At 65.2% G+C, this 24,865-nt stretch carries 27 protein-coding genes; 18 read left to right on the forward strand and 9 right to left on the reverse strand.

Features of this window, described 5'->3' with window-relative positions:
• Positions 1-66: 66 nt before the first annotated feature.
• From gatB to gatC, 3 genes are read right to left on the reverse strand one after another with little or no spacing between them, the layout of a single operon-like run.
• Positions 67-1,551, reverse strand: coding sequence for an Asp-tRNA(Asn)/Glu-tRNA(Gln) amidotransferase subunit GatB (gene gatB, locus AAC645_RS09540; protein ID WP_340315547.1), 1,485 nt, complete (start codon positions 1,549-1,551; stop codon positions 67-69).
• Positions 1,548-3,035, reverse strand: a complete 1,488-nt coding sequence (gene gatA, locus AAC645_RS09545) for an Asp-tRNA(Asn)/Glu-tRNA(Gln) amidotransferase subunit GatA (protein WP_340315548.1) — start codon at positions 3,033-3,035, stop codon at positions 1,548-1,550. Before gatA ends, gatB begins: the two co-directional genes overlap by 4 nt.
• Positions 3,035-3,322, reverse strand: coding sequence for an Asp-tRNA(Asn)/Glu-tRNA(Gln) amidotransferase subunit GatC (gatC, locus tag AAC645_RS09550; protein ID WP_340315549.1), 288 nt, complete (start codon positions 3,320-3,322; stop codon positions 3,035-3,037). Before gatC ends, gatA begins: the two co-directional genes overlap by 1 nt.
• A 137-nt stretch (positions 3,323-3,459) precedes the next feature.
• On the opposite strand from gatC, the gene AAC645_RS09555 reads away from it, so the two are divergent.
• The 4 genes from AAC645_RS09555 to AAC645_RS09570 are packed head-to-tail and all read left to right on the forward strand — an operon-like array spanning position 3,460 to position 7,244.
• The gene (locus tag AAC645_RS09555) at positions 3,460-4,572 is read left to right on the forward strand and encodes a DUF3089 domain-containing protein (RefSeq protein WP_340315551.1); all 1,113 of its coding nucleotides are present in this window, start codon (positions 3,460-3,462) and stop codon (positions 4,570-4,572) included.
• Positions 4,569-5,024, forward strand: coding sequence for a Holliday junction resolvase RuvX (gene ruvX, locus AAC645_RS09560; RefSeq protein WP_340315552.1), 456 nt, complete (start codon positions 4,569-4,571; stop codon positions 5,022-5,024). Before AAC645_RS09555 ends, ruvX begins: the two co-directional genes overlap by 4 nt.
• A 43-nt stretch (positions 5,025-5,067) precedes the next feature.
• A complete protein-coding gene (locus AAC645_RS09565) occupies positions 5,068-6,018 on the forward strand; it encodes an aspartate carbamoyltransferase catalytic subunit (protein WP_340315553.1) in 951 nt (316 codons plus the stop codon).
• Entirely contained in the window at positions 6,015-7,244 is a 1,230-nt protein-coding gene (locus tag AAC645_RS09570; protein ID WP_340315556.1) for a dihydroorotase, read from the forward strand. Before AAC645_RS09565 ends, AAC645_RS09570 begins: the two co-directional genes overlap by 4 nt.
• A gap of 10 nt (positions 7,245-7,254) precedes the next feature.
• Here the strand turns inward: AAC645_RS09570 and AAC645_RS09575 are convergent, their stop codons facing one another.
• The gene (locus tag AAC645_RS09575) at positions 7,255-8,535 is read right to left on the reverse strand and encodes an SPOR domain-containing protein (protein ID WP_340315558.1); all 1,281 of its coding nucleotides are present in this window, start codon (positions 8,533-8,535) and stop codon (positions 7,255-7,257) included.
• 202 nt (positions 8,536-8,737) lie between these two features.
• Between AAC645_RS09575 and AAC645_RS09580 the strand changes: the two genes are divergently transcribed.
• Complete coding sequence (locus tag AAC645_RS09580; protein ID WP_340315560.1) at positions 8,738-9,757, forward strand: SPOR domain-containing protein; 1,020 nt, start codon at positions 8,738-8,740, stop codon at positions 9,755-9,757.
• Positions 9,758-9,836: 79 nt separating this feature from the next.
• Entirely contained in the window at positions 9,837-10,154 is a 318-nt protein-coding gene (locus AAC645_RS09585) for a hypothetical protein (protein WP_340315562.1), read from the forward strand.
• A 54-nt stretch (positions 10,155-10,208) separates the two neighbouring features.
• Here the strand turns inward: AAC645_RS09585 and serB are convergent, their stop codons facing one another.
• A complete protein-coding gene (serB, locus tag AAC645_RS09590; RefSeq protein ID WP_340315563.1) occupies positions 10,209-11,087 on the reverse strand; it encodes a phosphoserine phosphatase SerB in 879 nt (292 codons plus the stop codon).
• Here serB and miaA point away from each other — a divergent pair.
• From miaA to AAC645_RS09615, 5 genes are all read left to right on the forward strand, one after another.
• Entirely contained in the window at positions 11,080-12,030 is a 951-nt protein-coding gene (gene miaA, locus AAC645_RS09595) for a tRNA (adenosine(37)-N6)-dimethylallyltransferase MiaA (RefSeq protein WP_340315564.1), read from the forward strand. The genes serB and miaA overlap by 8 nt on opposite strands.
• Positions 12,031-12,092: 62 nt before the next feature.
• Positions 12,093-13,847 (forward strand): acetolactate synthase 3 large subunit, encoded by a 1,755-nt coding sequence (locus AAC645_RS09600; RefSeq protein ID WP_340315565.1) that lies wholly within the window; start codon positions 12,093-12,095, stop codon positions 13,845-13,847.
• A 46-nt stretch (positions 13,848-13,893) separates the two neighbouring features.
• A complete protein-coding gene (ilvN, locus tag AAC645_RS09605; protein ID WP_340315566.1) occupies positions 13,894-14,409 on the forward strand; it encodes an acetolactate synthase small subunit in 516 nt (171 codons plus the stop codon).
• A 122-nt stretch (positions 14,410-14,531) separates the two neighbouring features.
• Positions 14,532-15,551 (forward strand): ketol-acid reductoisomerase, encoded by a 1,020-nt coding sequence (ilvC, locus tag AAC645_RS09610; protein ID WP_340315568.1) that lies wholly within the window; start codon positions 14,532-14,534, stop codon positions 15,549-15,551.
• 109 nt (positions 15,552-15,660) lie between these two features.
• Entirely contained in the window at positions 15,661-16,284 is a 624-nt protein-coding gene (locus AAC645_RS09615; RefSeq protein WP_340315570.1) for a YceI family protein, read from the forward strand.
• Positions 16,285-16,293: 9 nt separating this feature from the next.
• On the opposite strand, the gene AAC645_RS09620 is transcribed toward AAC645_RS09615, so the two are convergent.
• Entirely contained in the window at positions 16,294-16,704 is a 411-nt protein-coding gene (locus tag AAC645_RS09620) for a BLUF domain-containing protein (RefSeq protein ID WP_340315572.1), read from the reverse strand.
• A gap of 122 nt (positions 16,705-16,826) precedes the next feature.
• On the opposite strand from AAC645_RS09620, the gene AAC645_RS09625 reads away from it, so the two are divergent.
• Positions 16,827-17,429, forward strand: a complete 603-nt coding sequence (locus AAC645_RS09625; RefSeq protein WP_340315574.1) for a TMEM175 family protein — start codon at positions 16,827-16,829, stop codon at positions 17,427-17,429.
• Here the strand turns inward: AAC645_RS09625 and AAC645_RS09630 are convergent.
• On the reverse strand, positions 17,426-17,833 hold the full coding sequence (locus AAC645_RS09630; protein WP_340315576.1) for a (deoxy)nucleoside triphosphate pyrophosphohydrolase: 408 nt from the start codon (positions 17,831-17,833) through the stop codon (positions 17,426-17,428). The two genes, AAC645_RS09625 and AAC645_RS09630, sit on opposite strands and share 4 nt — an antisense overlap.
• A gap of 101 nt (positions 17,834-17,934) precedes the next feature.
• Between AAC645_RS09630 and AAC645_RS09635 the strand changes: the two genes are divergently transcribed.
• Complete coding sequence (locus AAC645_RS09635) at positions 17,935-18,120, forward strand: Flp family type IVb pilin (protein ID WP_340315578.1); 186 nt, start codon at positions 17,935-17,937, stop codon at positions 18,118-18,120.
• Positions 18,121-18,242: 122 nt separating this feature from the next.
• Entirely contained in the window at positions 18,243-18,410 is a 168-nt protein-coding gene (locus tag AAC645_RS09640) for a Flp family type IVb pilin (protein WP_340315579.1), read from the forward strand.
• A gap of 72 nt (positions 18,411-18,482) precedes the next feature.
• Here AAC645_RS09640 and AAC645_RS09645 read toward each other — a convergent pair whose 3' ends face one another.
• On the reverse strand, positions 18,483-19,922 hold the full coding sequence (locus tag AAC645_RS09645) for a M48 family metalloprotease (RefSeq protein ID WP_340315580.1): 1,440 nt from the start codon (positions 19,920-19,922) through the stop codon (positions 18,483-18,485).
• A gap of 65 nt (positions 19,923-19,987) precedes the next feature.
• A complete protein-coding gene (locus AAC645_RS09650; RefSeq protein ID WP_340315582.1) occupies positions 19,988-20,929 on the reverse strand; it encodes an acetyl-CoA carboxylase carboxyltransferase subunit alpha in 942 nt (313 codons plus the stop codon).
• A 181-nt stretch (positions 20,930-21,110) separates the two neighbouring features.
• On the opposite strand from AAC645_RS09650, the gene AAC645_RS09655 reads away from it, so the two are divergent.
• The 4 genes from AAC645_RS09655 (at position 21,111) to AAC645_RS09670 (ending at position 24,855) form a co-directional block, all read left to right on the forward strand.
• Positions 21,111-21,572 (forward strand): Hsp20 family protein, encoded by a 462-nt coding sequence (locus AAC645_RS09655; protein ID WP_340315584.1) that lies wholly within the window; start codon positions 21,111-21,113, stop codon positions 21,570-21,572.
• A gap of 250 nt (positions 21,573-21,822) precedes the next feature.
• Positions 21,823-22,377, forward strand: coding sequence for a F0F1 ATP synthase subunit delta (locus AAC645_RS09660; protein WP_340315586.1), 555 nt, complete (start codon positions 21,823-21,825; stop codon positions 22,375-22,377).
• A gap of 2 nt (positions 22,378-22,379) precedes the next feature.
• The gene (gene atpA / locus AAC645_RS09665) at positions 22,380-23,909 is read left to right on the forward strand and encodes a F0F1 ATP synthase subunit alpha (RefSeq protein WP_340315587.1); all 1,530 of its coding nucleotides are present in this window, start codon (positions 22,380-22,382) and stop codon (positions 23,907-23,909) included.
• Between the two features lie 61 nt (positions 23,910-23,970).
• The gene (locus AAC645_RS09670; RefSeq protein ID WP_340315589.1) at positions 23,971-24,855 is read left to right on the forward strand and encodes a F0F1 ATP synthase subunit gamma; all 885 of its coding nucleotides are present in this window, start codon (positions 23,971-23,973) and stop codon (positions 24,853-24,855) included.
• Positions 24,856-24,865 lie beyond the last annotated feature (10 nt).

The following is a 24,865-nucleotide window of genomic DNA, read 5'->3' on the forward strand; positions in this document are numbered from 1 at the left end:
TGGTCGCCTAAAGATAGACCAACCGCCCGGATCCGGCCGCCTCGTCCCTTACTCTTTGGGCTGAGTTCAGCCCAGTGCCTTCTTCAGCAGATCGTTGACCACGCCCGGATTGGCCTTGCCCGCCATCGCCTTCATCGTCTGGCCGACGAAAAAGCCGAACAGCTTGTCCTTGCCGCCGCGATAGTCGGCGACCTTGTCGGCGTTGGCAGCCATTACCTCGGCGATCACCGCCTCGATCGCGCCGGTGTCGCTGGTCTGCTTGAGCCCGCGTTCCTCAACGATCCTGCCTGGATCCTCGCCGGTTTCGAGCATGATCTCGAACACCTGCTTGGCCAGCGTGCCCGACAGCGTGCCGTCAGCCACGAGGCCGAGCAACTCGGCCCCCTGCTTCGCGCTCACCGGGCTTTCCTCGATCGACTTGCCCAACCGGTTGAGCGCGCCGAACAGATCCGAAATCAGCCAGTTGGAAGCCGCGCGGCCGACGTCGCCCGCCGGCTTTCCGGTCGCCTCGACCAGCGCCTCGAACCAGCGTGCCGTCTCGACATCGGCGGTGATCACCGCCGCATTATAGGTCGGCAGGCCCAGCACGCTCTCGTAGCGCGCGCGCTTCGCATCGGGCAGCTCGGGCAATTCGGCCGCGCAGGCCGCAACATAATCCTCGGTCAGCTCGATCGGCAGCAGGTCCGGATCGGGGAAATAGCGATAGTCGTGCGCGTCCTCCTTGGAGCGCATCGACCGCGTCTCGTTGCGGTCGGGATCGTAGAGCCGCGTTTCCTGGACGATCCGGCCGCCGGCTTCTAGCACGTCGACCTGGCGATTGGCCTCGCCCTCGATCGCCGCCATGACGAAGCGGATCGAGTTGACGTTCTTGGTCTCGGTGCGCGTGCCAAGCTCGTCGCCGACCTTCCGCACCGACACGTTGACGTCGGCGCGCATCGACCCTTCTTCCATATTGCCGTCGCAGCTGCCGACATAACGCAGGATCGATCTGAGCTTACGGAGATAAGCACCTGCTTCTGCAGGAGAACGCATGTCCGGCTTCGACACGATTTCCATCAGCGCGACGCCCGAGCGGTTGAGATCGACATAGGAGCGGGTCGGATGCTGGTCGTGCATCAGCTTGCCGGCATCCTGCTCGACATGGAGCCGTTCGATCCCGATCCGCTTGGGTTCGGCGATGCCCGACTTCTCATCGGCATCGATCGTGATCGCACCCTCGCCGACGATCGGATGGTAGAGCTGGGAGATCTGATAGCCCTGCGGCAGATCGGCATAGAAGTAATTCTTGCGATCGAAGCGCGACCAGCGGTTAATCTCAGCGCCGAGTGCCATGCCGGTCTTGACCGCCTGGCGGATGCATTCCTCGTTCGGTACCGGCAGCATGCCCGGCATCGCCGCGTCGATCAGCGAGACGTTTGCATTGGGCTCGGCTCCGAAAGTCGCCGAGGCGCCCGAGAAAAGCTTGGCCTTGGAAACGATCTGCGCATGGACTTCGAGGCCGATCACGACCTCCCATTCGCCGGTGGCGCCCTGGATACGGTAACTGCTCATTTTGCCCACCAGTTCTGCGGCTTGGCGGTGAAGCCCGCGCGCTCCTCGATCGCGAGACCCGCGTTGAGAACACCCTGCTCGTCGAGCGGGCGGCCGATGATCTGCAGGCCCAGCGGCAGACCCTTGGAGTCGAGACCGGCCGGCACCGACATGGCGGGCAGACCGGCGAGGCTCGCGGGCACGGTGAAGACGTCGTTGAGGTACATTTCAAGCGGATCGGCGCTTTTCTCGCCCAGCGCGAACGCGGCCGACGGCGCGGTCGGGGTCAGCAGCACATCGACTTTCTCGAAGGCCTGCTCGAAGTCGCGGGCGATCAGCGCTCGGACCTTCTGCGCCTTGGTGTAATAGGCGTCGTAGAAACCTGCCGACAGGACATAGGTGCCGATCAGGATGCGGCGCTTGACCTCGGGGCCGAAGCCTTTCGAGCGGGTCGCAGCATACATGTCCTGGAGGTTGGCACCCTCCGGCAGGTCGCGCAGGCCATAGCGGACACCGTCATAGCGGGCGAGGTTCGATGAAGCCTCGGCCGGCGCGATGATGTAATAGGTCGGCAAGGCGTGGCGGGTGTGCGGAAGCGACACCTCGACGATCTCGGCACCGGCATCGCGAAGCCACTCGATGCCCTTCTGCCAGAGCGCATCGACCTCCGCAGGCATGTTATCGACCCGATATTCCCTGGGAATACCGACCTTCTTGCCTTTGAGATTGCTTGTTAAAGCCTCTTCCCACCTGGGAACCGCGACATCGAGCGATGTCGAATCCTTCGAATCGAAACCCGACATAGCCTCGAGGAGGATCGCGCTGTCGCGAACGTCCTGCGCCATCGCACCAGCCTGATCGAGGGAGGACGCGAAAGCCACGATCCCGAAGCGCGAGCAGCGGCCATAGGTCGGCTTGATGCCGGTGATGCCGGTGAACGCCGCCGGCTGGCGGATCGAGCCGCCGGTATCGGTGCCGGTCGCGGCGGGCACGAGCCGCGCCGCGATGGCCGACGACGAACCGCCCGACGAGCCGCCCGGCGCGAGCGCGGCGTTGCCGCCGTCGTTGCGCCGCCAGGGCGAGATGACGTTCCCGAACGCGCTGGTCTCGTTGGACGAGCCCATCGCGAACTGGTCCATGTTGAGCTTGCCGAGCATGCCCGCTCCGGCCGCGAACAGCTTGGTGGTGACCGTCGACTCATAGGTCGGCGTGAAGCCCCCGAGGATGTTGCTCGCCGCCGTGGTCTGGTAACCGGCCGTGCAGAACAGGTCCTTGATGCCGAGCGGCACGCCGGACAGCGGCAGCAATTCGCCCGTCGCACGCGCTCTGTCGGCCGCCTCGGCCGCGGCGATCGCATGATCGGGCGTTTCGATGATGAAGGCGTTAAGCGCCTTGCCGCTCGCGACCGCACCATTGAAGGCGTCGGCCACTTCGCGCGCCGAGAAGTCGCCGGCACGAAAGCCGTCGCGCAGGCCCTTGATGCCGAGATCGGTGATCGCGCCCATTATTCTATCACCTTGGGCACGGCGAAGAACCCGTGCTCGGCCTGCGGTGCATTCGCCAGCACCTTGTCGCGGATATTACCGTCAGTGACGACATCGCCGCGCAGACGCTGATGGTTGGGGATCACGGCGGCCAGCGGTTCGACACCATCAGTATCGACCTCGCCAAGCTGTTCGATCCAGCCAAGGATATTGTTGAGCTCGGGCACCATCGCATCGACATCGCCATCGCTAACGGCAATTCGGGCGAGGCTCGCGATCTTGCGGACGGTAGCGGCATCGACTGACATGGCGGCGCGGCTAGCATCCGACGCTGTTCGCTTCAAGGTCGACGTCATCCTGCCCCGGTTATTGGACGCAACGCCGATTGCCCGCTACGCACTTGCTGTGCGCAAGTTTATGCTGCACTGCACAATCGGAGTTCGTCGTGCTGGCTCGCCGTTTCCTATACGTGATCGCGGGGTTGATTGTGCTTACCTTGGCCGCCGGAATCGGCTGGAACCTGTTCCAGGACCAACTCATGCGCCTCGCCTTCGTGCCCGGCGGCAGGTTCGATGCTGCAGCGGCAGGGCCCGCGCCGCATTATGGCCGTGCATCGTCCTGGCTTTCTCGGCCCGACCTTCCCGACGATCCGGCCCGCTGGCGGCCAGCCGGAGAGGCCACCGGCGGCCCGACCGACGTTGCCATATTCTACGTTCCTCCGACGACCTATTTCAGCAAGGCCAGCTGGAACGCGCCGCTCGACAATGCGGACTCGCGCAAATGGCTGCGCGTCTTCGGATCGAGCGAGGCGAGCGCCTTCAACCGGATCGGGGCGATCTGGGCACCGCGCTATCGCTCGGCCACCCTCGGCGCCTTCCTGACCGACACGCCCGAGAGCAAGAAGGCGCTCGAGCTGGCCTATGGCGACGTGCTGAGCGCTTTCGACGCCTTCGCGGCGCAACTGCCGCCCGCACGGCCGATCATCTTGGCCGGGCACAGCCAAGGCACCCTCCACCTCATGCGGCTGATGCAGGAAAGAGTCGCGGGTAGGCCGATCGCACGCCGGATCGTCGCCGCCTATCTGATCGGCTGGCCGATCTCCGTCGAAGCCGATATCCCGGCGCTTGGACTGTCCGCCTGCGAGGGGCCGCGCCAGACCGGCTGCGTCCTGTCGTGGCAGAGCTTCGCCGAACCCGCCGATCCGCGGCTGATCCACGAGATTTTCAACGGGTCCACCGGTCTGACGGGCAGGCCGCGGCGCGGCACGCATATGCTATGCGTCAACCCGCTCAGCGGTGCGCCGGCGACGGCCGCCCTGCCCTCGGCCAATCTCGGATCGCTCGTACCGCGGGCCGACTTCCAGGGTGCCGACATGCGCGCGGGCGCCGTCCCCGCGCGTTGCGATCCGTCAGGGCTGCTGCTGATCGGCGGGCCTCCCAAGGATTTCGACCGCTATGTCATGCCCGGCAATAACTATCATGTCTTCGACTATGCCCTGTTCTGGGGCAATATCCGCGCCGATGCGGAAGCGCGCACAAAGGCCTGGCTGAACCGATGATCTTCACGTCATCGCTCGATTTTCGGGCGGCCCTACCCGGTCGGGGCCGGCTGGCCGGGCTCGATGTCGGCACCAAGACTATCGGCGTGGCGATATGCGACGCCGGATGGACGATCGCCAGCCCGGCGGAAACCATCGCCCGCACCAAGTTCAGTGTGGACGCCGCCAAGCTGCGCGCGCTGCTGGCCGCGCAGTCGATCAGGGGCATGGTGGTAGGCCTGCCGCTCAATCTCGACGGCAGCGATTCGCCGCGCACCCAGTCGGTGCGCGCCTTTGCCCGCAATATAGAGGGCATCGGGTTGCCAATCCTGCTGTGGGATGAACGCTGGTCGACTCAGGCGGTGACGCGCACCCTGATCGACGCCGATGCAAGCCGGGCGCGCCGCGCCGAGCTCGTCGACAAGCTCGCCGCCGCCTATATCCTGCAAGGCGCGATCGACGGGATGATCTGAGGCGCTTGAGCTTCTTTGCGCACCCGTCTATGGCGCGGCTTTAATGCCTTTGCCTTTTCCGCATCGCCACTTGACCGGCATCTATGGGCTTCAGCCGCACGAGATCATGTTCCTGCTCGACGAAGCCGAGCAGTGGATCACGCTCAATCGCGCGACGACCAAGCATGATGACCGGCTTTCGGGCCTGACCCTGATCAACGCCTTCTTCGAAAACTCGACGCGCACGCTGTTGTCGTTCGAGATCGCCGGCAAGCGGCTGGGCGCCGACGTCGTCAACATGAACGCATCGCAATCGAGCGTGAAGAAGGGCGAGACGCTGATCGACACGGCGGTGACGCTCAACGCGATGCGCGCCGACATGATCGTGATCCGCCACCAGTCGTCAGGCGCGGTACAGCTGATCGCGGACAAGGTCGATTGTCCGGTGCTCAACGCCGGCGACGGCCGCCATGAGCACCCGACCCAGGCGCTGCTCGACGCGCTGACCATTCGCCGCCGCAAGGGCCGCATAGCCGGGCTGTGCGTGGCGATCTGCGGCGATGTCCTGCATAGCCGCGTGGCCCGCTCCAATATCCTGGCGCTGACCGCCCTGGGAGCGGAGGTGCGTGTCATCGCGCCGCCTACCCTGATGCCAGCGGCGATCGAACGGCTCGGCGCGATCCCGTTCACGGACTTCGATGCCGGACTGGAAGACGCCGACGTGGTGATGATGCTGCGCCTCCAGAACGAGCGGATGGACGGCGCCTATCTCCCCTCGCCGCGTGAATATCATGCGCTCTACGGCCTCACCCCAAGCCGCCTTGAGCGCGCAGCTCCCGATGCGCTGGTGATGCATCCAGGGCCGATGAACCGCGGCGTCGAGATCGCCAGCAGCGTTGCGGATCATCCGACCCGCTCGGCGATCACCGAACAGGTCGAGATGGGCGTTGCGGTGCGGATGGCCTGCCTGGACGTGCTGACGCGCGGCCGGCGCGGCATCGAGGGCTGGGCGTGACCGCGCCGCTTGCCATCGTCAACGCCAGGCTGGTCGATCCAGGCGCGGGAACGGTCGCCCCGGGCGGGTTGCTGATCCGCGACCGCCATATTGCGGCGGTCGGCAGCTTCGATATCCCCGCCGATGTCGAAACGATCGATGCCCGCGGAGCGCATGTCGCCCCCGGCTTGATCGACGTCGGAACCTTCGCGATCGACATGCCGGCCTTCACCGCCGGCGGGATCACCCGGGCGGTGCTGATGCCCGATCAATCGCCGTCGCTCGACCATGAGGCGCTGGTCCAGCGCGCCGCCGCCTCGGGCAAGCCCGATGTGTGGATCCATCCGCTCGCCGCCGCGACGAAGGGCCTCCGTGGCGAAGAACTCGCCGAGATTGGACTGATGAAGGCTGGCGGCGCGTGCGCCGTCGCCACCGGCCGCAGCTGGATTCGCGATTCGGGCGTGATGCTCCGGCTGCTGTCTTATGCGCGGGCACTCGACCTGCTGGTGATCAGCCATGCCGAGGATGGCGGGCTGACGGCCGGCGCCGTCGCGACCGAGGGTGAATATGCCACGCGGATGGGTCTTCCCGCCGCACCGGCCGCCGCCGAGGCTATGGCGGTCGCGCGCGACATCATGCTTGTCGAACAGACGGGGGCGCGGCTCCATTTCCGTCAGCTGTCCACGGCCCGCGCGTTCAATCTGGTGCGCGCCGCCAAACAGCGCGGACTGCCGGTCAGCTGCGGCATCAGCCCCGCGCATCTTCTCCTGTCGGATATCGCCATCGGCGGCTTTCGCACCTTTGCCCGCCTGTCGCCTCCGCTGCGGAGCGAGGATGACCGCCGCGCCGCGCTGACGGCGATCGCCGATGGCACGATCGACCTGATCTGCTCGAGCCATGACCCGCAGGGACCGGAAGCCAAACGGTTGCCGTTCGCGGATGCCGAGGCCGGCATGTCGGGCGCGGAGATGCTGCTGACCCTCTCGTTGACGCTGGTTCGCGATGGTGTGGTCGATCTGCCGCGGCTGATCACGCTGCTGTCGATGGCTCCTGCCCGGCTGCTCGGCCTTCCGGGCGGTACGCTCGCGATCGGCGGCGAGGCAGACCTTGTGCTGTTCGACCCCGATCGGCCCTGGCGCATCGATTCGGATCGGATGGCTTCGCGTGCGGGAAACACGCCATTCGATGGACTGCCGGTTCAGGGCAAGGTGTTGCAGACGATCAAGGGCGGCGTGGCGCTAGGCTAGGCTGGCAGCGTCAGGCACGACCGCTAGTGCCATTGCGCTGCGCCCATTGCATGGGTCGTTCGCCGGCCGATGACCGCACGAAACATGCTCCACCGACGGCCTTGATGCTGAGGCAGAGCCGGGTCGCGTCGCCGCGCCGGGCAAAGCCGCTGACCGAGAGGCGGTATAGCATCGCCCTGCCCCGGCGGAAGCCGGAGCCGGTCGGCACATGTGCCTTGAGGAACTGCGCACGCCGGCCCAGGCCGGTCCAGGCGGCTTCGATCCTGCTCGCCGAAGTGAATGCCCCAAGTTGCACCGCCCAGCTTTTCAGAGGTGGCTTTCGCGGCACGGAGCGCACCGGCCGCGCCACCGACGTGGCGAGCTTCGACTGAACAGGCCGAGGCGCGACAGAGCGCGCGACCGGCCGCATGGACGCTGCCTGGGCCACCGCCGGCGACAGCGGCGATGGAGTCGATCCGGCCGTGCCAGCGGGCCCGGCCTGTGTCGTCGGGATGATGCTAACCGTTTCGGCCACCGCCGTCGCCGGGACGTCCGAAGCGTCCGGTAGCGTCGAGAGCGCCAAAGCGAGCGGCTGTCCGCTATCCTCGGCCGGCATAACGCCAAGCAGAGCGCCCACCTGCAGAGCGGGGTCGGCCTTCATCTGTGTCACCATGGCCCAGCGACGCAGGCGTTCCGCCAGCCTGTCGGCAGGCACATCCTGTGCGGCGATGGTCGCCGCGTCGTTCCAGCGGCCCTCCATCGCGCAGGCGAAGGCGAGGTTCTGGCGGGTGCGGGCATCCGCGCCCGGCATCCGCGCCGCAGCCAGGAGCCGCTCGCGGGCTTCGTCGGCATGGCCGAGCAGCGCCAGCGCAAGACCGATTTCCGCTTCCGGAGCCAGGCCGTTCGCCATTTCCAGCGATGCGAGCGCTGCGGCATTCTGGCCCAGCGCGATCTGCGCAAGAGCCCGGTTGACGGCGATGCGACCGAGCGACGGATCGAGCGTCAATGCATCGCGAAGTGCGGTTTCGGCGGAAGCGAAACGGCCAGCGCTGAGATAGGCGCGGCCCAGGAAAGCCCGCGTCGCGGCGTCGCGCGGCAGGATCGACGCCGCCGCCTCGGCGTCGCGCACTGCCATCGCGGCATTGCCCTGGGCCAGCGCATCGCGGGCCGACGCTGCGAGCAAGGCAGCGCGCTGATCTCCGGATGCGGCGCTCGGCCGGGCCGCTGCGGCCGGGGCCGCGCCACCGACGATTCCCGCCAGGCCCAGCCAGACAATTCCCGTGGCCGCAAATCCTGCCCAACTCTGTCGCACAGCAACGTCCCCATGTCGCGCGGATCCCGCGCTATCCTGCCCTGCTTGCCATGGCGCCCGCTAAGCTTTGGTTAACGACACCCGTTAACCACCGCGGGGGATTCGCTATCGCCGGATGCCAGCGAACGCGCTATCAACCGGCAAAATCATGCCGATGTGTCGGGGGCGGTAGAGTATGAGAAGCTTGTTCGTTGGTTGCGCCATGATCGGTGCCGTCATCGCCCTGCCGGTTGCAGCGGAGACCAAGGCCGGCGTCGATGCCTGGCTGGCTGGCGACTATCCCAAGGCGGTTGCCGAATGGCGCGGGCCGGCCGCGGCCGGCGAACCCGATGCGCAGTTCAACCTCGGTCAGGCTTACAAGCTCGGGCGCGGCGTGCCGGCGGATGCTGCTGCGGCGCTCGGCTGGTATCGCAAGGCCGCTGCAGCAGGGCATGTGCAAGCCCAAGCGACGCTCGGCCTCCAGCTGTTCCAGAGCGGCCAGCGCGAGGAAGCCATGATCTGGCTCAAGAAGGCCGCCGACCAGGGCGAAGCGCGGGCGCAATATGTCGTCGGCACCGCTTATTTCAACGGGGATTCGCTACCGAGGGACTGGGCGCGCGCTTATGCCCTGATGACCCGTGCCAAGGCGTCCGGCATCGGCGCGGCCACGACGAGCCTGGCCCAGATGGAACAGCTCATACCGGAACAGCAGCGTCTCGCCGGGCTCGCCCTGGCCCGCGAAATGGAGAGGACCGCCGCCTTGCGCGCAAGCGATGCCCCGGGACCGGGTGCGCCGCTGACGTTGCGGACCGAGCGTACCCCGCAGCCGGTTGGCCAGACCAGCATACCGGCTTCGACGCCGCCGGCTCCAGCCAGCCCAACGCCGACGGCTGCCGCGCAATCGTCGAGCCCGCCCGGAAAGGCGCCCGTGGCTGCGCCGCCTGCGAAGGCAGCGGCGGTGACGGCCAAGCCTCCAGCCCGGCCGGCCGCGCCGATCGTCGCGGCAGCGGGCGGCGGATGGAAGGTCCAGCTCGGCGCCTTCTCGAGCCCCGATGGCGCCAAAGGCGCCTGGTCGACTCTGTCGGGCAAGACTCCGGCAATCAGGGCGCTCAGCCCAAGTTACGTCGCGGCTGGGAGTTTCACGCGGCTGCAGGCGGGGCCGCTCGGTTCGCGCCCGGCCGCCGACCAGGCTTGCGCCGCGATCAAGGCCGCAGGTTCGGCCTGTTTCCCAGTGGCGCCCTGATCGGCGTTCGGTTCGGCTTTAACGCTATCTTCGTGTTTTCTGGCGATAAACCTCGCCTGAACAGTTGCGGATGGCTTGGATGACGGTGTGGCGGCGTATAGATCGGCCCGAGGCTATGGCGAGCCGGTGGCGGCGCAGGCAGGTCTGTGAGTTGCTGGCCGAAGGACTAGCCCAGTCGGTCGCCCTGCGGGACATATGCGGCACCGGTGCGACACTCGATACAAGCCTTCCGCCAGCGCTCGGCTCCAGGGTCGAACTTCGCCATCCCCATGCAGGATCGATTTTCGCGCGGGTGAGCGAGATCGGCGAAAGCGGGATCAGGGTCAGCTTCGACGGCAGGGAAGCGGCCGTGGCGTTTGCCCTCGGCGCGATCGCGGCGGATATGACGCGCGAATGAGCGGCCGCTTCAGCTCCAATATTACTACGATCTAACAGATTTTATCGACAAGCATCAGTTTACCCAGTCTTTTTTTGCATAACCCTGAGCGTAAAGCAGTGCGGTCAGATCGCAATGATCGATCCGCGCCGCAGCCGCAGCCGCCGTCTTCGGCTTGGCGTGGTAGGCGACCCCCAGCCCGGCCGCTTCGATCATCGGGATGTCGTTGGCTCCATCTCCAACGGCGAGGCACTGCTCCGGCGCAATGCCATGCGCCTCGGCTTCGGCGAGCAACGTCTCGCGCTTGGCCGCTGCCCCGACGATCGGCCGGGCTACCGTTCCCGTCAGCTTGCCGTCGCTGAACTCGAGAATGTTGGACAGGGCGCGGGTAAAGCCGATATCCGCGGCGACCCGATCGGCGAACAGGGTAAAGCCGCCCGAAACCAGATAGCAATCGGCACCGTTCGCCCGCATCGTCCGCACCAATTCGCGTGCGCCGCCCATGATGACGACACGTTCGGCATGGCACCGGTCTATCATCGATGCATCGAGCCCCTTCAGCAGGCCGACGCGCGCATCGAGCGCACCCTCGAAATCCAGTTCGCCGCGCATCGCCCGCTCCGTGATCTCCGCGATCTGCGGCTTGATCCCGGCATAATCGGCGAGTTCGTCGATGCATTCGATCGTGATCATCGTCGAATCCATATCTGCTACCAGCATCCTTCGGCGCCGGTCCGCGGCACGCTGGACGATCACATCGACGCCAGCAAACTCGCCCTCGAGCGCTGCACGCGCCGCCGCCGCGTCACCTTCGAAGCTCAAATCGCAGGCGACATCCTTCTCTATCCACTTATATTCAATCGATTTTGCTCCTGCGTCGGCAAGACGGCCGAGACCGGCGGAAATATCCGCCGCTTGCAGGCGCTCCGATGCTATCAGCGTCGCGATGAACAAGACCGTCTCCCCGTCGAAAAAACCGATCGCGCTTATTGCGGGGCCAACCGCCAGCGGCAAGTCCGCATTGGCGGTGCGGCTCGCCGAGATCGCCGGCGGCGTCGTAATCAACGCCGACTCCAGCCAGGTCTATGCCGATCTGCGCATCCTTTCGGCTCGCCCCGACGATGCTGAACTCGCGCGCGCGCCGCACCGGCTGTACGGCTATCGAGACGCCGCTTTTGCATGTTCCGCCGCAGAGTGGGCGGAGGACGCGCGGCGCGAAATCGCCTCGGCGCACGCGGCCGGCCGGCTGCCGATCGTGGTCGGCGGTACCGGGCTCTATCTGCGGACCCTGCTCTATGGCATCGCCCCCATCCCCGAGATCGACCCCGCGATTCGCGCTGAGGTGCGCGCGATGTCCGTCGGACGAGCCGCGGTGATGCTGCGGCGTGAAGATCCTGCAACGGCGGCCCGGCTGAAGCCGCAGGACATCACCCGGATCAGCCGCGCGCTTGAAGTCATCCGCTCGACAGGACAATCGTTATCGGTTTGGCAACAACAGCTTGAGGGTGGAATATCAGATCAAGTCTCGGTGGCATCGGCTATCCTCCTGCCGCCGCGCGCCTGGCTCTACGAACGCTGCAACGCCCGCTTTGCGGCCATGCTCGAACAGGGGGCGGTCGAGGAGGTCCAGGCTCTTCGCGCGCGCCGGCTCGATCCCAGCCTGCCCGCCATGCGTGCGATCGGCGTTCGCGACATCATCGACTGGTGTGAAGGGCGCACCGATCATGATATGATGATCGAGCGCGCGCAGGCCGCGACCCGCCAATATGCGAAACGGCAATATACCTGGTTCCGCCACCAACTTCCCGAAGCATGGGAACGATATGATGCGCAACTCGATGCCAATAATGCGGAGGATATCGCAATAAAATTACGTTCTCTGGCGTTGACAGAGTAGTTTGTTACAGATAGGGCACGCCGCTTCATGAAGGGCAGATCGCCCGCAACAAGGACAAGATCATGACTGCCGAAATGACGGGAGCCGACATATTGATGCAGGCGCTGAGCGATCTCGGCGTCGAGGTCATCTTCGGCTATCCGGGTGGCGCGGTCCTCCCGATCTACGACGCGCTGTTCAAGCAGAAGCGGATTCGCCACATCCTCGTGCGGCACGAGGCCGGCGCGGTTCACGCCGCGGAGGGCTATGCGCGCTCGACGGGCAAACCGGGCGTCGTTCTGGTGACGTCGGGCCCGGGCGCCACCAACGCCGTGACCGGGATCGCCGACGCGCTGATGGATTCGATTCCGCTCGTGGTCATTACCGGCCAGGTGGGCACGCCGCTGATCGGCACCGACGCATTTCAGGAGTGCGACACAGTCGGCATCACCCGCCACTGCACCAAGCATAATTATCTGGTGAAGGATCCGGCGAAGCTCGGCGACGTCATCCATGAGGCCTTCCATATCGCGACCTCCGGCCGGCCCGGCCCAGTCGTGATCGATCTGCCGAAGGACGTGCAGGTCGCGACGGCGGCCTATCGCAAGCCGACGATCAAGGCGCTGCCACACAAAGGCTATCGGCCGCAGGTAAAGGCCGACACTGCCCTCATCGAAGCGGCGGTGGAGATGATCGCCGCTGCCGAGCGGCCGATCCTCTACACCGGCGGGGGGATCATCAACGCGGGTCCGATCGCAAGCCAGTTGCTGCGCGATCTGGCGCGGATCACCGGCGCGCCGGTGACGTCGACGCTGATGGGCCTGGGGTCCTTCCCCGCGTCCAGCCCGCAATGGCTCGGCATGCTCGGCATGCACGGCACCTATGAAGCCAATATGGCGATGAATCGGGCCGACCTGATCGTCTGCCTCGGCGCGCGGTTCGATGATCGGGTGACGGGCAGGCTCGACGCCTTCTCGCCGCATTCGAAGAAGATCCACGTCGATATCGATCGGTCGTCGATCAACAAGACGGTGCGGGTCGATCTCGGCATCGTCGGCGATGTCGGCCGCGCGATGGAAGACATGATCAAGCTGTGGAAGGCGCGCCAGCACCAGCCTCAGGACCTGGCGCCATGGCACAGCCAGATTGGCGAGTGGCGCGCGCGCAACTGCCTTAAATTCCCGGCGTCGGCCAAGGAGATCATGCCGCAGCACGCCATCCGGCGGCTGTGGGAAGCCACGCATGCCAAGAAGCCGATCATCACCACGGAGGTCGGCCAGCATCAGATGTGGGCGGCCCAGCATTTCGACTTCGAGGCGCCCAATAAATGGCTGACCTCGGGCGGGTTGGGGACGATGGGCTACGGCCTGCCCGCGGCGATCGGGGCGCAACTCGGCAATCCCAATGCGCTTGTCATCGATATCGCGGGCGAAGCGTCGATCCAGATGAACATCCAGGAGCTCGGCACCGCCACCCAATATCGCCTGCCGGTCAAGGTCTTCATCCTCAACAACGAATATATGGGGATGGTTCGCCAATGGCAGGACCTGACCTATGCCGGCCGCTATTCGGAGTCCTATAGCGATGCGCTGCCCGATTTCGTGAAGCTGGCGGAGGCCTATGGCTGGAAGGGCGTGCGGATCGAGAACCCCGCCGACCTCGATGAAGGGATTGCGGCGATGATCGCGCATGACGGGCCAGTGATGGTCGACTGCCGCGTGGCGAAGCTCGCCAACTGCTTCCCGATGATCCCCAGCGGCGCGGCGCATACCGACATGATCCTCGAACCCGACGAAGTGATCGGTGAAATGGACGATGAGGCCAAGGCGCTCGTCTGATCCGGGGCGCTGCGCCTTCACCGTCCTTCGACCAGAGAAAAGAAACATGCATATCAAGCAGGAAGCCACCGATCGGCACACGCTGTCCGTGACCGTCGACAACGAGTCCGGGATCCTGGCCAGGATCGCCGGCCTGTTCTCGTCGCGCGGCTATAATATCGACAGCCTGACGGTGGCCGACGTCACCGAGGACGAGAAGATCAGCCGGATCACGATCGTCACCACCGGCACGCCACAGGTGATCGACCAGGTCGTGGCCCAGCTCGACCGCATGGTTCCGGTGCACAAGGTCACCGACCTCACAGTAATGGGGCCGCATGTCGAGCGCGAGCTGGCGCTGGTGAAGGTGGTCGGTACCGGCGATCATCGGATCGAGGCGCTTCGCCTGGCCGAAGTGTACCGCGCCCGCGTGGTGGACTCGACCATCTCGAGCTTCATCTTCGAGGTGACCGGCGGCACGGACAAGATCGACAAGTTCCTCGAGCTGATGCGCGAGGTCGGCTTGGTCGAAGTCGCCCGCACCGGGGTGGCCGCGATCGTCCGCGGCAAAGAGGCGCTTTAGAGCCTTGCCATAACGCAGGGGGTCGACGGACGGGCGCTCGCCCGTTACGGGGCCCCGACGAATTTCAACCACACGGCCTTCATCGCAACCGAATGTCCGGCCGCGCCACAGGGAAGCAAGCTATGCGCGTCTATTATGATCGTGATGCCGACATCGGCCTCATCAAGACCAAGAAGGTCGCCATTGTCGGCTATGGCAGCCAGGGCCACGCCCATGCCCAGAACCTCCGCGATTCCGGCGTTGCCGATGTCGCGATCGCGCTGCGTCCCGGCTCCGCCACCGCCCAGAAGGCCGAAGGCGCCGGGTTCAAGGTTCTGTCGAACGCCGAAGCGGCAAAGTGGGCCGACATCATCATGGTGCTGGCGCCCGACGAGCATCAGGCCGGCATCTATGCCGACGATCTGCGGGACAACCTAAAGCCCGGTGCGGCGCTCGCCTTTGCGCACGGCCTCAACGTTCATTTCGGGCTGATCGAGCCGCGTGCCGACATCGACGTGTTCATGATCGCGCCGAAGGGCCCCGGCCACACGGTTCGCTCGGAATATCAGCGCGGCGGCGGCGTCCCCTGCCTAATCGCCATCGCCCAGGACGCCAGCGGCAACGCGCATGACGTCGCCCTGTCCTATGCGTCGGCGATCGGCGGCGGCCGCTCGGGCGTGATCGAGACGACCTTCAAGGAAGAATGCGAGACCGACCTGTTCGGCGAGCAGGCGGTGCTGTGCGGTGGCCTCAGCCACCTCATCATGGCAGGCTTCGAGACGCTGACCGAGGCCGGCTATGCGCCCGAGATGGCCTATTTCGAGTGCCTGCACGAGGTGAAGCTGATCGTCGACCTGATGTATGAAGGCGGCATCGCCAACATGCGCTACTCGATCTCGAACACTGCCGAATATGGCGACATCCACACCGGCCCGCGCGTGATCACCGCCGAGACCAAGGCCGAAATGAAGCGCGTCCTGCACGACATCCAGACCGGCAAGTTCGTCAAGCGCTTCGTGCTCGACAACCGCGCCGGCCAGCCCGAGCTCAAGGCCAGCCGCAAGCTGGCCGCCGAGCATCCAATCGAGAAGGTCGGCGCCGAACTGCGCGCGATGATGCCCTGGATCGGCAAGAACCAGCTGGTCGATAAGTCCAAGAACTAAGCGCCGGAAACGATCGGCGACACCCGAAACGGTGCGTTTCGCTATTGTGGCTTGTCGGGGGAGCGGTGCACTTTAGTGTGCCGCTCCAGTCGCATTAGGAGAATGTCGCATGAAACGCATCGCCGTCCTGCTGACAGGCCTGTCCATCGGCACTGCCCAGCCCTTGTTCGCCCAGATACCTACCACGCCCCCCGGCGCTCCCGATGCGTCGCGCGTCGCCGCAGGCAACTACACGGTGGATCCGGCGCACAGCCAGGTCGCCTTCACCGTCAATCATCTCGGCTTCAGCATGTACCGTGGGCTGTTCGGCGACGTGACGGGCGCGATGACTCTCGATCCCAAGGCGCCGGCTGCGGCGAAAGTATCGATCGACATCCCGATAAGCGGCATCACCACGACGTCGGCCCAGCTCAACGAGCATCTCCAGGGCGCCGACTTTTTCGATGCGGCGAAATACCCGAAGGCGCACTTCGAATCGACGAAGATCGAAGCTTCGGGCAACAAGGCGAAGATCATCGGCAACCTGACGATCAAGGGCGTCACCAAGCCGGTGGTTCTCGACGCTCATTTTATCGGGGCGGGCACGATGATGGGCAAGCAGACCATCGGGTTTGAGGCGAAGACCACGGTGAAGCGCAGCGATTTCGGCGTGAGCTACGGCATTCCGCTCGTGCCCGATGAAGTGCCGCTCGACATCAGCGTAGCCTTCGAGCGCCCCGCCGCCGCCAAATAGCACCGCGGTTCAGGCAGCGCGGCGCTCCAAGCGCGCGAAGCTGCGGAACAGTTCACGCGTATTCGCGTCGGATATGCCCGCGGTGAGCATGTCGACCGCCTCGACCATCGATGCCTTATCGCCGGCTGCAGCGCCGATGTGGTAGGCCATGGCCCAATCGCCAAACGCGCGGGCCCTCACCTCGCGCTGCGAGAGGCGTACCACCGCGCGGTGGCGATCATCCTGGCTGATCCGCGCGAAACAGCGTTCGACGAGTTCGGCATCGCCCTCGAGTGCCTGCAGGAAGCGCCGGCCATCGTGCACAAGCAGGCCAGTGATCCGGTCGCGCGCGTTGTTTCGCCGCGACGCGGAGAGGATTTTCTCGACATCGTCCTTGCCGACATCGCGGCGCGCCGAGCTGATATAAGTGAGCTGAAGCATCGCATACCTTCCTTCTCTGCGCCGCGTGTAGAACCGGATTCTCTAAACATTCCTCAATGTTCCGGATGCGGCGTGACTCGCGTCTATGGACAGCCGCGGGATCGGTGATCCATCATCGGACGATGAGCCAGCCAGAACCAGTTTCCGAAACCGGCCGTATCGAGGCGTTCTCGGACGGCGTCATCGCGATCATCATCACGATCATGGTACTCGAGCTGCGTCCGCCGGAGCATCCGACGCTGGAAGGCTTGGTGCGGCTCTGGCCCGTCCTGCTCGCCTATGCGCTCAGCTTCGTCCAGGTCGGCGTCTACTGGGTCAACCATCATCAGCTGCTCGACCGCGCCGAGGTGTCGAGCAATGCGCTGCGCTGGGCCAACCTGCTGTGGCTGTTCTGCCTGTCGCTGATCCCGTTCGGTACCGCGTGGTGGGGCGAACATCCGCATGAACCGATACCGACGGCGATCTATCTGGTGACGCTACTGCTGCCGGCGCTGGTCTATCCCTGGCTCGAGGCTGAAGCGCTCTGTAATGCCGCCGATTCCGATACGACCGCACAGCATGGTATCCAGCAGCGCAAGGCCATCGTGTCGCTGTGCATCTACGCCGCCGGCATCGCCCTCGCCTTCGTCAACAGCGCGTTGAGCATCGCCTGCACCTTCCTGGTATCGATCTTGTGGATATTGCCAGGCAGCCGCATCGACCGGCTGTTCGAAAGGCAGATCTAGACCAGCGCGTCCAGCAGCCCGATCAGCGGGCGATCGGCCGGCGGCATGTCGAGACCGTGCAGTTCGACGGGGCGCACCCACTGTATCGCCGGCGCCTCCAGCGCGCGCGCGATTCCGTGCCACTTCCGGCAGATGTAGAGCAGCAGGATCATGTGCCGATCTCCGAGCGCCTCGCTGGCGAAACAGGCCGGCGCGAGGCACGCCTGCTGGACATCGATACCCAATTCCTCGTGCAACTCCCTGATCAGCGCGGCTTCGGGAAGCTCGCCGGCTTCGACCTTGCCCCCGGGGAACTCCCACAGCCCTGCCATCGCCTTGCCCTGGGGCCGCTGCTGGACCAGAATTCGCCCGTCGGGATCGATCAACGCGGCTGCAACGACGATCAGGAGCTGGGGCGTTTGCATGGTCGTCGAACTCTTCAGAGATTTTTAATCCGGCACGCCTACGGAATAATCCGCTTCAGATCAAAGCGATTGGGACCGCCCTTTCGTTCGAGGAAGGACACATGAGGGGCGCTAATGACGGATCAGGACTGCTCCGGCTGTGCCGCGACCAGAGCGGCGCCAGCGCCGTCGAATATGGACTGATCCTGTCGTTGGTCTTCCTCGCGCTCATGGGCGCGGTCGCGACACTGGGCGATTCGGTCAGGGGGCGCTGGGACGATGTCGCCAGTCGGGTTGCAGCCACTTGAGAAATCGCGGCGCGTTAACCTTTCGGCAGGGACTTGCCCGCTAAGGATGTGATTGTTGGCCCAACGCGAGCGAGGTCAGCCGGGCCGAAAATCCCCGTGGTCGGGTTGTAGGAGTTAGAGTTATGAAGTTCGTTGCCAAGCTGCTCAAGAACAACAAGGGTGCAACCGCGATCGAATATGGTCTGATCGCCGCCCTTATCGCCGTTGCCGCGATCACCGCGATGACAAGCCTGGGCAATCAGCTCCAGAAGACGTTTACGAACGTTTCGAACAACATGAAGGCGAGCTGAGCCTAGCCTTTAATACGGCTAAAGGCTGGCTTCCAAGGGTGGCGGACGAAAGTTCGCCGCCCTTTTTGGCGCCTACTGCCGCACGATCACCTTTACCCTGTCGCCTACCCGCAGCTTCGCTCCCGGAGCCAGGTCGTTGAGCACCAGGAAGCGGTCCATCGGACTGTCCGAAAACGCCATCTGCCGGGCGAAGCTGTCTACGGTATCGCCGGGCTTCACCCTCAGCACGCGTACCCGCAGCGGCTTCGCGCCGGCGGCTTCGTTCGGCGCCATGCGACGCATGCTTTCGACCAGCGGCTGGAACGGCCCGATCCCCTGTCCGGCGCGAGCCAGGGTAACGAAGCTGAAGGCCTTGGAGTCACCGTCCGGGCGGTATGCGAACACACCGACGTCCAGTTGGCCGGCATTGCTGCTTGCCTCACCGAAGGCATAGCGGAAGTCCACGCCGTTGGCGCGTCCGCTCTGGATCTGGCCGTAGCGGATATTGGCACTCAGCTTCGAGAAGACCTGCCCGACATAATCGTCCAGTCCGCCGAGTCCTGTCCGGCCGCCGGTGAAGCTCGCCTGCCCGCCCGATCCACTGATGGTCACGGCGTCGTCGCTATTGACCAGGCTGTATCCGCTGGGAACCGTGAAGGCGAGCCGCTCCGTTGGAAGCTTGAACTCCCGGCCCTCGACGAATCCCTTGGACGGGTCCTCGCCATAAGGAAGGCCGTCGATGGCATCGAGCAGCGCATCGCGATTGCGCGAACCGCGGCCGGCGGCGCCGGTCTGCGCGGCCTTGTCGCGGGCGCGCTTGACCCGATCGGCCGAATTGGGATGGGTGCTCGCCCAGGTCGGCAACGAACTCTGCTGACCGCTGACCCGCGCTTCCAGCGCGCTCTGCGCCCCGAGAATCCCCAGCATGTCCGACGAGGCCAGCGGATCATAACCCGCGGAGGCGAGATAGCGCACGCCCAGATCGTCGGCCTGATATTCCTGAGTGCGCGAGAATCCCTTGGTAATGAGGTCCGCGCCGACGCCGGCGCCCTGCCCCACCAGATTACCGACCCCCGAATTGCCTGCCACGGCGCCCACTATCCCGGCCAAGACCTGGGTGATCGTCGCGGTGCGCTGTCGTTTGGCGGCATGGCGGGCCGCTACATGGCCGACCTCGTGTCCGAGCACCGACGCGAGTTCGGCCTCGTCGTTCATCGACGCGAGCAGCCCGCGAGTCACATAGACATAGCCGCCGGCTATCGCGAAGGCGTTGTTTATCGGCGAATCCAGGAGCGTGACGGTAAAGTCCCGCTCGGAATTGGACAGGCCCGACTGCACCGAGATCTTGCGACCGACGCGCGCGACATAATCGGCTGCCGGCCCTTTCATCGCGCCGCCGAACTGTTGGAGCAACTGAGGATGTGCCTCTGCCCCCGCACGCCGGTCGCTGGCGGAGATCGCCTGTGCCTGTGCCAGAACTGGCGCGGATGGCAGCGCCAGCATGAGGCCGGCGCAAATTATGATCTTATTCATGCGAATCCTCTCGACGAAACGCATAAAGCAGCAGCCACCTGAACAGTTCCGTTACGGGTCCGCTACTATCCGATCGCCAGGAACTTATCGCGGCGCGCTGCGCGGATCGACGCAGGCTTCTTGCCGGCGAGCTTGTCGAGTTCCTCGCCGATCGCCGCGCCCAGCGACGTTACCGCCGCTGCCGGATCACGGTGCGCACCACCCATCGGTTCGGGCACTACCCGGTCCACGACACCCAGGCGCTGGAGATCCGCGGCGGTCACCTTCATCGCCTCGGCTGCCTCGGCGGCCTTGTCGCCGGTGCGCCACAGGATCGAGGCGCAGCCCTCGGGCGAGATCACCGAGTAGACGGCGTGTTCGAACATCAGCACCTTGTTGGCGGCCGCGACGGCGATCGCGCCGCCCGAGCCGCCTTCGCCGACAATCGCCGCTACCATGGGAACGCCCAGCGCCAGGCATTGCTCGGTCGAGCGGGCGATCGCCTCGGCCTGGCCGCGCTCCTCGGCCTGCACGCCCGGAAAGGCGCCCGATGTATCGACGAGGCTGACCACCGGCAGGCCGAACCGATCGGCGAGCTGCATCAGCCGGATCGCCTTGCGATAGCCCTCGGGCTTGGCCATGCCGAAATTGTGGCGCAACCGGGAAGCGGTGTCGTCGCCCTTCTCATGGCCGATCACCACCACCTTGCGATCGCCGAGCCGGCCCAGGCCGCCGATGATCGCCTGGTCGTCGGCAAAAGCGCGATCGCCGGCGAGCGGCATGAAATCGGTGATGAAACCGGCCACATAGTCCTTGAAGTGCGGCCGGTCCGGATGACGCGCGACCTGCGTCTTCTGCCAGGGGCTCAGCCTCGCATAGATGTCGCGCAGCAGCTTTTCGGACTTCGCCTCGAGTTTCGAGACTTCGCTGCCGATGTCGAGCGACCCCGCATGGGCGGTCGAACGGAGTTCGGCGATGCGCGCTTCGAGCTCCGCGATCGGCTTTTCGAATTCGAGATAGGCAACCATCGGCCCCGGTTAGGCGGGCGGACCGCGCCAGTCAACGAACCGCTGCGACGACCTCTTGAAGGCAGCTCGGTCCTTACTATCTCGATCGCGTCCGCCGTTGCCAGATGGGGCGGCGGACAAGGCCCGGCGGCAGCCCCGCGGGTCATCATGGTCAACATCGCTTGTATGAGGAAACAGACCCATGCGTAATCTCGACTTTGCTCCGCTTCTCCGGTCCTCGATCGGTTTCGAGAATCTCAACCGCCTCGTTGATTTCACCCGCGGCGAAAGCGACAGCTACCCGCCCTATAACATCGAGAAGACCGGTGACGGCGCCTATCGCATCCAGATGGCGCTGGCCGGCTTCACCCGCGAAGAAATCGACGTCACCGTGCAGGACAATATGCTGATCATCATCGGCCGCGCAGGTGAGACCGAAGGCGAGCAGCGCGAATATCTGCACCGCGGCATCGCCAAGCGCGCGTTCGAGCGCCGCTTTCAACTCGCCGACACCATCAAGGTGACGAGTGCAGGATTTGAGAACGGTCTGCTCAACGTCGAACTGGTGCGCGAGATCCCCGAGCATAAGAAGCCGCGCCGCATCGCCATCGACGGTGTCGAACCGCAGCAGGTGATCGACGCGGAGCCGGCGAAGGCTGCGTAACCGCACAATCGGAGCGATCCCGAAGATCGCAGAGGAAAGCCGGGCCGCGAGGTCCGGCTTTCTGATTCCAGGTGCGTTCCGATCGATCCGGACGATCCTAGCTGTGTTTTATTGCAACACGGTATCTTTTAGCCCCTCCGCCTTGCATCCTCGGGACACCCCTGCTAACCGGCCCGCGACCGATGCAGGGACGCCTTACAGCGCCCCCTTTTTCGCATGGGACGACATCCATTTGGGGGACGAGACGCGCGTGGAGAATTCCGGCGGTATTCAGGCTAGCCTCAGCGGACGTTATGCGACCGCACTGTTCGGGCTCGCCCGTGACGAAAAGGCGATCGACGCGGTTTCGGCCAGCCTTGCGAGGCTCAAGGCTACCCTCGCCGAGTCGGAGGATCTGCGCCAGCTGACGACCAGCCCGGTGGTTTCGCGCACCCAGGCGGCGCAGGCGATCGCCGCCGCGGCGGCGGCGATGGGGCTCGATTCGCTGACCACGAAGTTCCTCGGCGTACTCGCCCAGAACCGCCGGCTCGGGCAGCTGGGCGCGGTGATCCGGGCCTATGGCCAGCTTGCCGCCGCGCATCGCGGCGAGACGACCGCCGAAGTCACCTCGGCCCACCCGCTGTCGGACGATCAGGTCGCGGCGCTGAAGGCCAAGCTCAAGACCCAGCTCGCCCGCGATGTCGCGGTCGACCTCACCGTGGATCCCTCGATCCTCGGCGGACTGATCGTAAAGGTCGGCTCGCGCCAGATCGACGGCTCCATCCGCTCCAAACTGAACACCCTCGCGATTGCGATGAAAGGCTGAACATGGACATCCGCGCCGCTGAAATCTCCAAGGTCATCCGCGACCAGATCGCCAGCTTCGGCTCCGAAGCGCAGGTCACCGAGGTCGGCCAGGTGCTGTCCGTCGGCGACGGCATCGCCCGCATCCACGGGCTGGACAACGTCCAGGCCGGCGAGATGATCGAGTTCTCCAACGGCATCAAGGGCATGGCCCTCAACCTGGAAGCCGATAATGTCGGCGCCGTGATCTTCGGCTCGGATGCCCAGATCAAGGAAGGCGATGTCGTCAAGCGGACCGGCACGATCGTCGACGTCCCCGTCGGCAAGGGACTGCTCGGACGCGTGGTGGACGGCCTCGGCAATCCGATCGATGGCAAGGGCCCGATCGTCAGCGACCAGCGCAGCCGCGTCGAAGTCAAGGCGCCGGGCATCATCCCCAGGAAGTCGGTCCATGAGCCGGTGCAGACCGGCCTCAAGGCGCTCGACGCGCTCGTCCCGGTCGGCCGCGGCCAGCGCGAGCTGATCATCGGCGATCGCCAGACCGGCAAGTCGGCGGTCGCCATCGACACCTTCATCAACCAGAAGACCGCCAACGCCGGCACCGACGAGAGCAAGAAGCTCTACTGCGTCTATGTCGCGATCGGCCAGAAGCGCTCCACCGTCGCGCAGCTCGTCAAGACGCTCGAAGAGAATGGCGCGATGGAATATTCGATCGTGGTCGCCGCGACCGCGTCGGATCCCGCCCCGCTCCAGTATCTCGCGCCCTACACCGGTGTGGCGATGGGCGAGTATTTCCGTGACAACGGCATGCACGCACTGATCGTCTATGACGATCTGTCGAAGCAGGCGGTTGCCTATCGCCAGATGTCGCTGCTGCTGCGCCGCCCGCCGGGCCGCGAAGCCTATCCCGGCGACGTGTTCTATCTCCACAGCCGCCTGCTCGAGCGCGCAGCAAAGCTGAACGACGCGAACGGCAACGGCTCGCTGACCGCACTGCCGATCATTGAGACCCAGGCGGGCGACGTCTCCGCCTATATCCCGACCAACGTGATCTCGATCACCGACGGCCAAATCTTCCTCGAGACCGACCTGTTCTACCAGGGCGTTCGCCCGGCCATCAACGTCGGTCTCTCGGTCAGCCGCGTCGGCTCCGCCGCGCAGACCAAGGCGATGAAGAAGGTCGCCGGCTCGATCAAGCTCGAGCTCGCCCAGTATCGCGAAATGGCTGCCTTCGCGCAGTTCGGCTCGGATCTTGACGCCTCGACCCAGCGCCTGCTCAACCGCGGCGCCCGCCTGACCGAGCTGCTCAAGCAGCCGCAGTTCCAGCCGCTGCCGTTCGAAGAGCAGGTCGCGTCGATCTTCGCGGGCGTGAACGGCTATCTCGACACTGTCCCGACCCGTGACGTGACGCGCTTCGAAGCCGCCTTCCTGTCGGAAATGCGCTCCAAGCATGCCGACCTGCTGGCCTCGATCCGCGACACCAAGGATCTGTCGGCGGACACGACGGCGGCGCTCAAGTCGACGCTCGAAGCCTTTGTGAAGACCTTCGCGTAACATACTGATCCTTCGCCCGGCTTGACGGCCGGGCGAACTAGGACGGAAGAGACAAGACTAGATGGCAAGTCTCAAGGCCCTCAAGGTTCGCATCACCTCGGTGAAGTCGACCCAGAAGATTACCAAGGCGATGAAGATGGTCGCCGCGGCCAAGCTGCGCCGTGCGCAGATGGCGGCAGAAGCCGGCCGCCCCTATGCCGAGCGGCTCGATGCCGTGATGGCGAGCCTCGCGTCCAAGGTGACGGTCGGGCCGCAGAGCCCGAAGCTGCTCGCCGGCACCGGCAACGATCAGTGCCACCTGCTCGTGGTGGCGACGTCGGAACGCGGCCTCGCCGGCGCGTTCAACACCAACATCGTCCGCGCCGCCCGCAAGACGGCCGACAGCCTGATCGCGCAGGGCAAGACGGTGAAGTTCTACCTGATCGGCAAGAAGGGCCGCGCGGTCATCTCGCGGCTGTTCCCAGGCAAAATCGTCCACCAGGTCGACCAGACCCACATCAAGAACGTGGCCTTCTCCGACGCACATATCGTGTCCGAGGACCTGATCCACCGCTATGCGGCGGGCGAGTTCGACGTGGCGCACCTGTTCTTCGCCAAGTTCCAGTCGGCACTGGTCCAGGAGCCGACCGAGATCCAGATCATCCCGGTTCCGCTCACGCCGCCCAACGGCGTCGAGGCGGCGGGTGCCTCGGCGGCGGTCGAATATGAGCCCGACGAGGAGGAAATCCTTGCCGAGCTGCTGCCGCGCAACGTCGCGATCCAGCTGTTCCGCGCGATGCTGGAAAATGCCGCGTCCGAGCAGGGCAGCCGCATGACCGCGATGGACAATGCGACCCGGAACGCGGGCGAGATGATCAACAAGCTGACAATCCAGTATAACCGGACCCGTCAGGCCGCGATCACCACCGAACTTATCGAAATCATCGCTGGCGCCGAAGCGCTCTAAGTAGACACAG

Origin of the sequence: Rhizorhabdus argentea (genome assembly GCF_037861105.1) — a bacterium.
In the GTDB taxonomy this organism is placed as follows: Bacteria; Pseudomonadota; Alphaproteobacteria; order Sphingomonadales; family Sphingomonadaceae; genus Rhizorhabdus; species Rhizorhabdus argentea.

What these genes read in the sequence shown, in the direction of transcription:
- AAC645_RS09670 (WP_340315589.1), top strand. Translation starts at nt 23,971, where the DNA reads ATGGCAAGTCTCAAGGCCCTCAAGGTTCGCATCACCTCGGTGAAGTCG.
- gatA (WP_340315548.1), bottom strand. Translation starts at nt 3,035, where the DNA reads ATGGGCGCGATCACCGATCTCGGCATCAAGGGCCTGCGCGACGGCTTT.
- AAC645_RS09630 (WP_340315576.1), bottom strand. Translation starts at nt 17,833, where the DNA reads ATGCAAACGCCCCAGCTCCTGATCGTCGTTGCAGCCGCGTTGATCGAT.
- ruvX (WP_340315552.1), top strand. Translation starts at nt 4,569, where the DNA reads ATGATCTTCACGTCATCGCTCGATTTTCGGGCGGCCCTACCCGGTCGG.
- miaA (WP_340315564.1), top strand. Translation starts at nt 11,080, where the DNA reads ATGAACAAGACCGTCTCCCCGTCGAAAAAACCGATCGCGCTTATTGCG.
- gatB (WP_340315547.1), bottom strand. Translation starts at nt 1,551, where the DNA reads ATGAGCAGTTACCGTATCCAGGGCGCCACCGGCGAATGGGAGGTCGTG.
- AAC645_RS09600 (WP_340315565.1), top strand. Translation starts at nt 12,093, where the DNA reads ATGACTGCCGAAATGACGGGAGCCGACATATTGATGCAGGCGCTGAGC.
- AAC645_RS09655 (WP_340315584.1), top strand. Translation starts at nt 21,111, where the DNA reads ATGCGTAATCTCGACTTTGCTCCGCTTCTCCGGTCCTCGATCGGTTTC.
- ilvC (WP_340315568.1), top strand. Translation starts at nt 14,532, where the DNA reads ATGCGCGTCTATTATGATCGTGATGCCGACATCGGCCTCATCAAGACC.
- AAC645_RS09645 (WP_340315580.1), bottom strand. Translation starts at nt 19,922, where the DNA reads ATGAATAAGATCATAATTTGCGCCGGCCTCATGCTGGCGCTGCCATCC.
- atpA (WP_340315587.1), top strand. Translation starts at nt 22,380, where the DNA reads ATGGACATCCGCGCCGCTGAAATCTCCAAGGTCATCCGCGACCAGATC.
- AAC645_RS09615 (WP_340315570.1), top strand. Translation starts at nt 15,661, where the DNA reads ATGAAACGCATCGCCGTCCTGCTGACAGGCCTGTCCATCGGCACTGCC.
- AAC645_RS09620 (WP_340315572.1), bottom strand. Translation starts at nt 16,704, where the DNA reads ATGCTTCAGCTCACTTATATCAGCTCGGCGCGCCGCGATGTCGGCAAG.
- AAC645_RS09565 (WP_340315553.1), top strand. Translation starts at nt 5,068, where the DNA reads ATGCCTTTGCCTTTTCCGCATCGCCACTTGACCGGCATCTATGGGCTT.
- ilvN (WP_340315566.1), top strand. Translation starts at nt 13,894, where the DNA reads ATGCATATCAAGCAGGAAGCCACCGATCGGCACACGCTGTCCGTGACC.
- AAC645_RS09625 (WP_340315574.1), top strand. Translation starts at nt 16,827, where the DNA reads ATGAGCCAGCCAGAACCAGTTTCCGAAACCGGCCGTATCGAGGCGTTC.
- AAC645_RS09640 (WP_340315579.1), top strand. Translation starts at nt 18,243, where the DNA reads ATGAAGTTCGTTGCCAAGCTGCTCAAGAACAACAAGGGTGCAACCGCG.
- gatC (WP_340315549.1), bottom strand. Translation starts at nt 3,322, where the DNA reads ATGTCAGTCGATGCCGCTACCGTCCGCAAGATCGCGAGCCTCGCCCGA.
- AAC645_RS09635 (WP_340315578.1), top strand. Translation starts at nt 17,935, where the DNA reads ATGAGGGGCGCTAATGACGGATCAGGACTGCTCCGGCTGTGCCGCGAC.
- AAC645_RS09580 (WP_340315560.1), top strand. Translation starts at nt 8,738, where the DNA reads ATGATCGGTGCCGTCATCGCCCTGCCGGTTGCAGCGGAGACCAAGGCC.
- AAC645_RS09650 (WP_340315582.1), bottom strand. Translation starts at nt 20,929, where the DNA reads ATGGTTGCCTATCTCGAATTCGAAAAGCCGATCGCGGAGCTCGAAGCG.
- AAC645_RS09585 (WP_340315562.1), top strand. Translation starts at nt 9,837, where the DNA reads ATGACGGTGTGGCGGCGTATAGATCGGCCCGAGGCTATGGCGAGCCGG.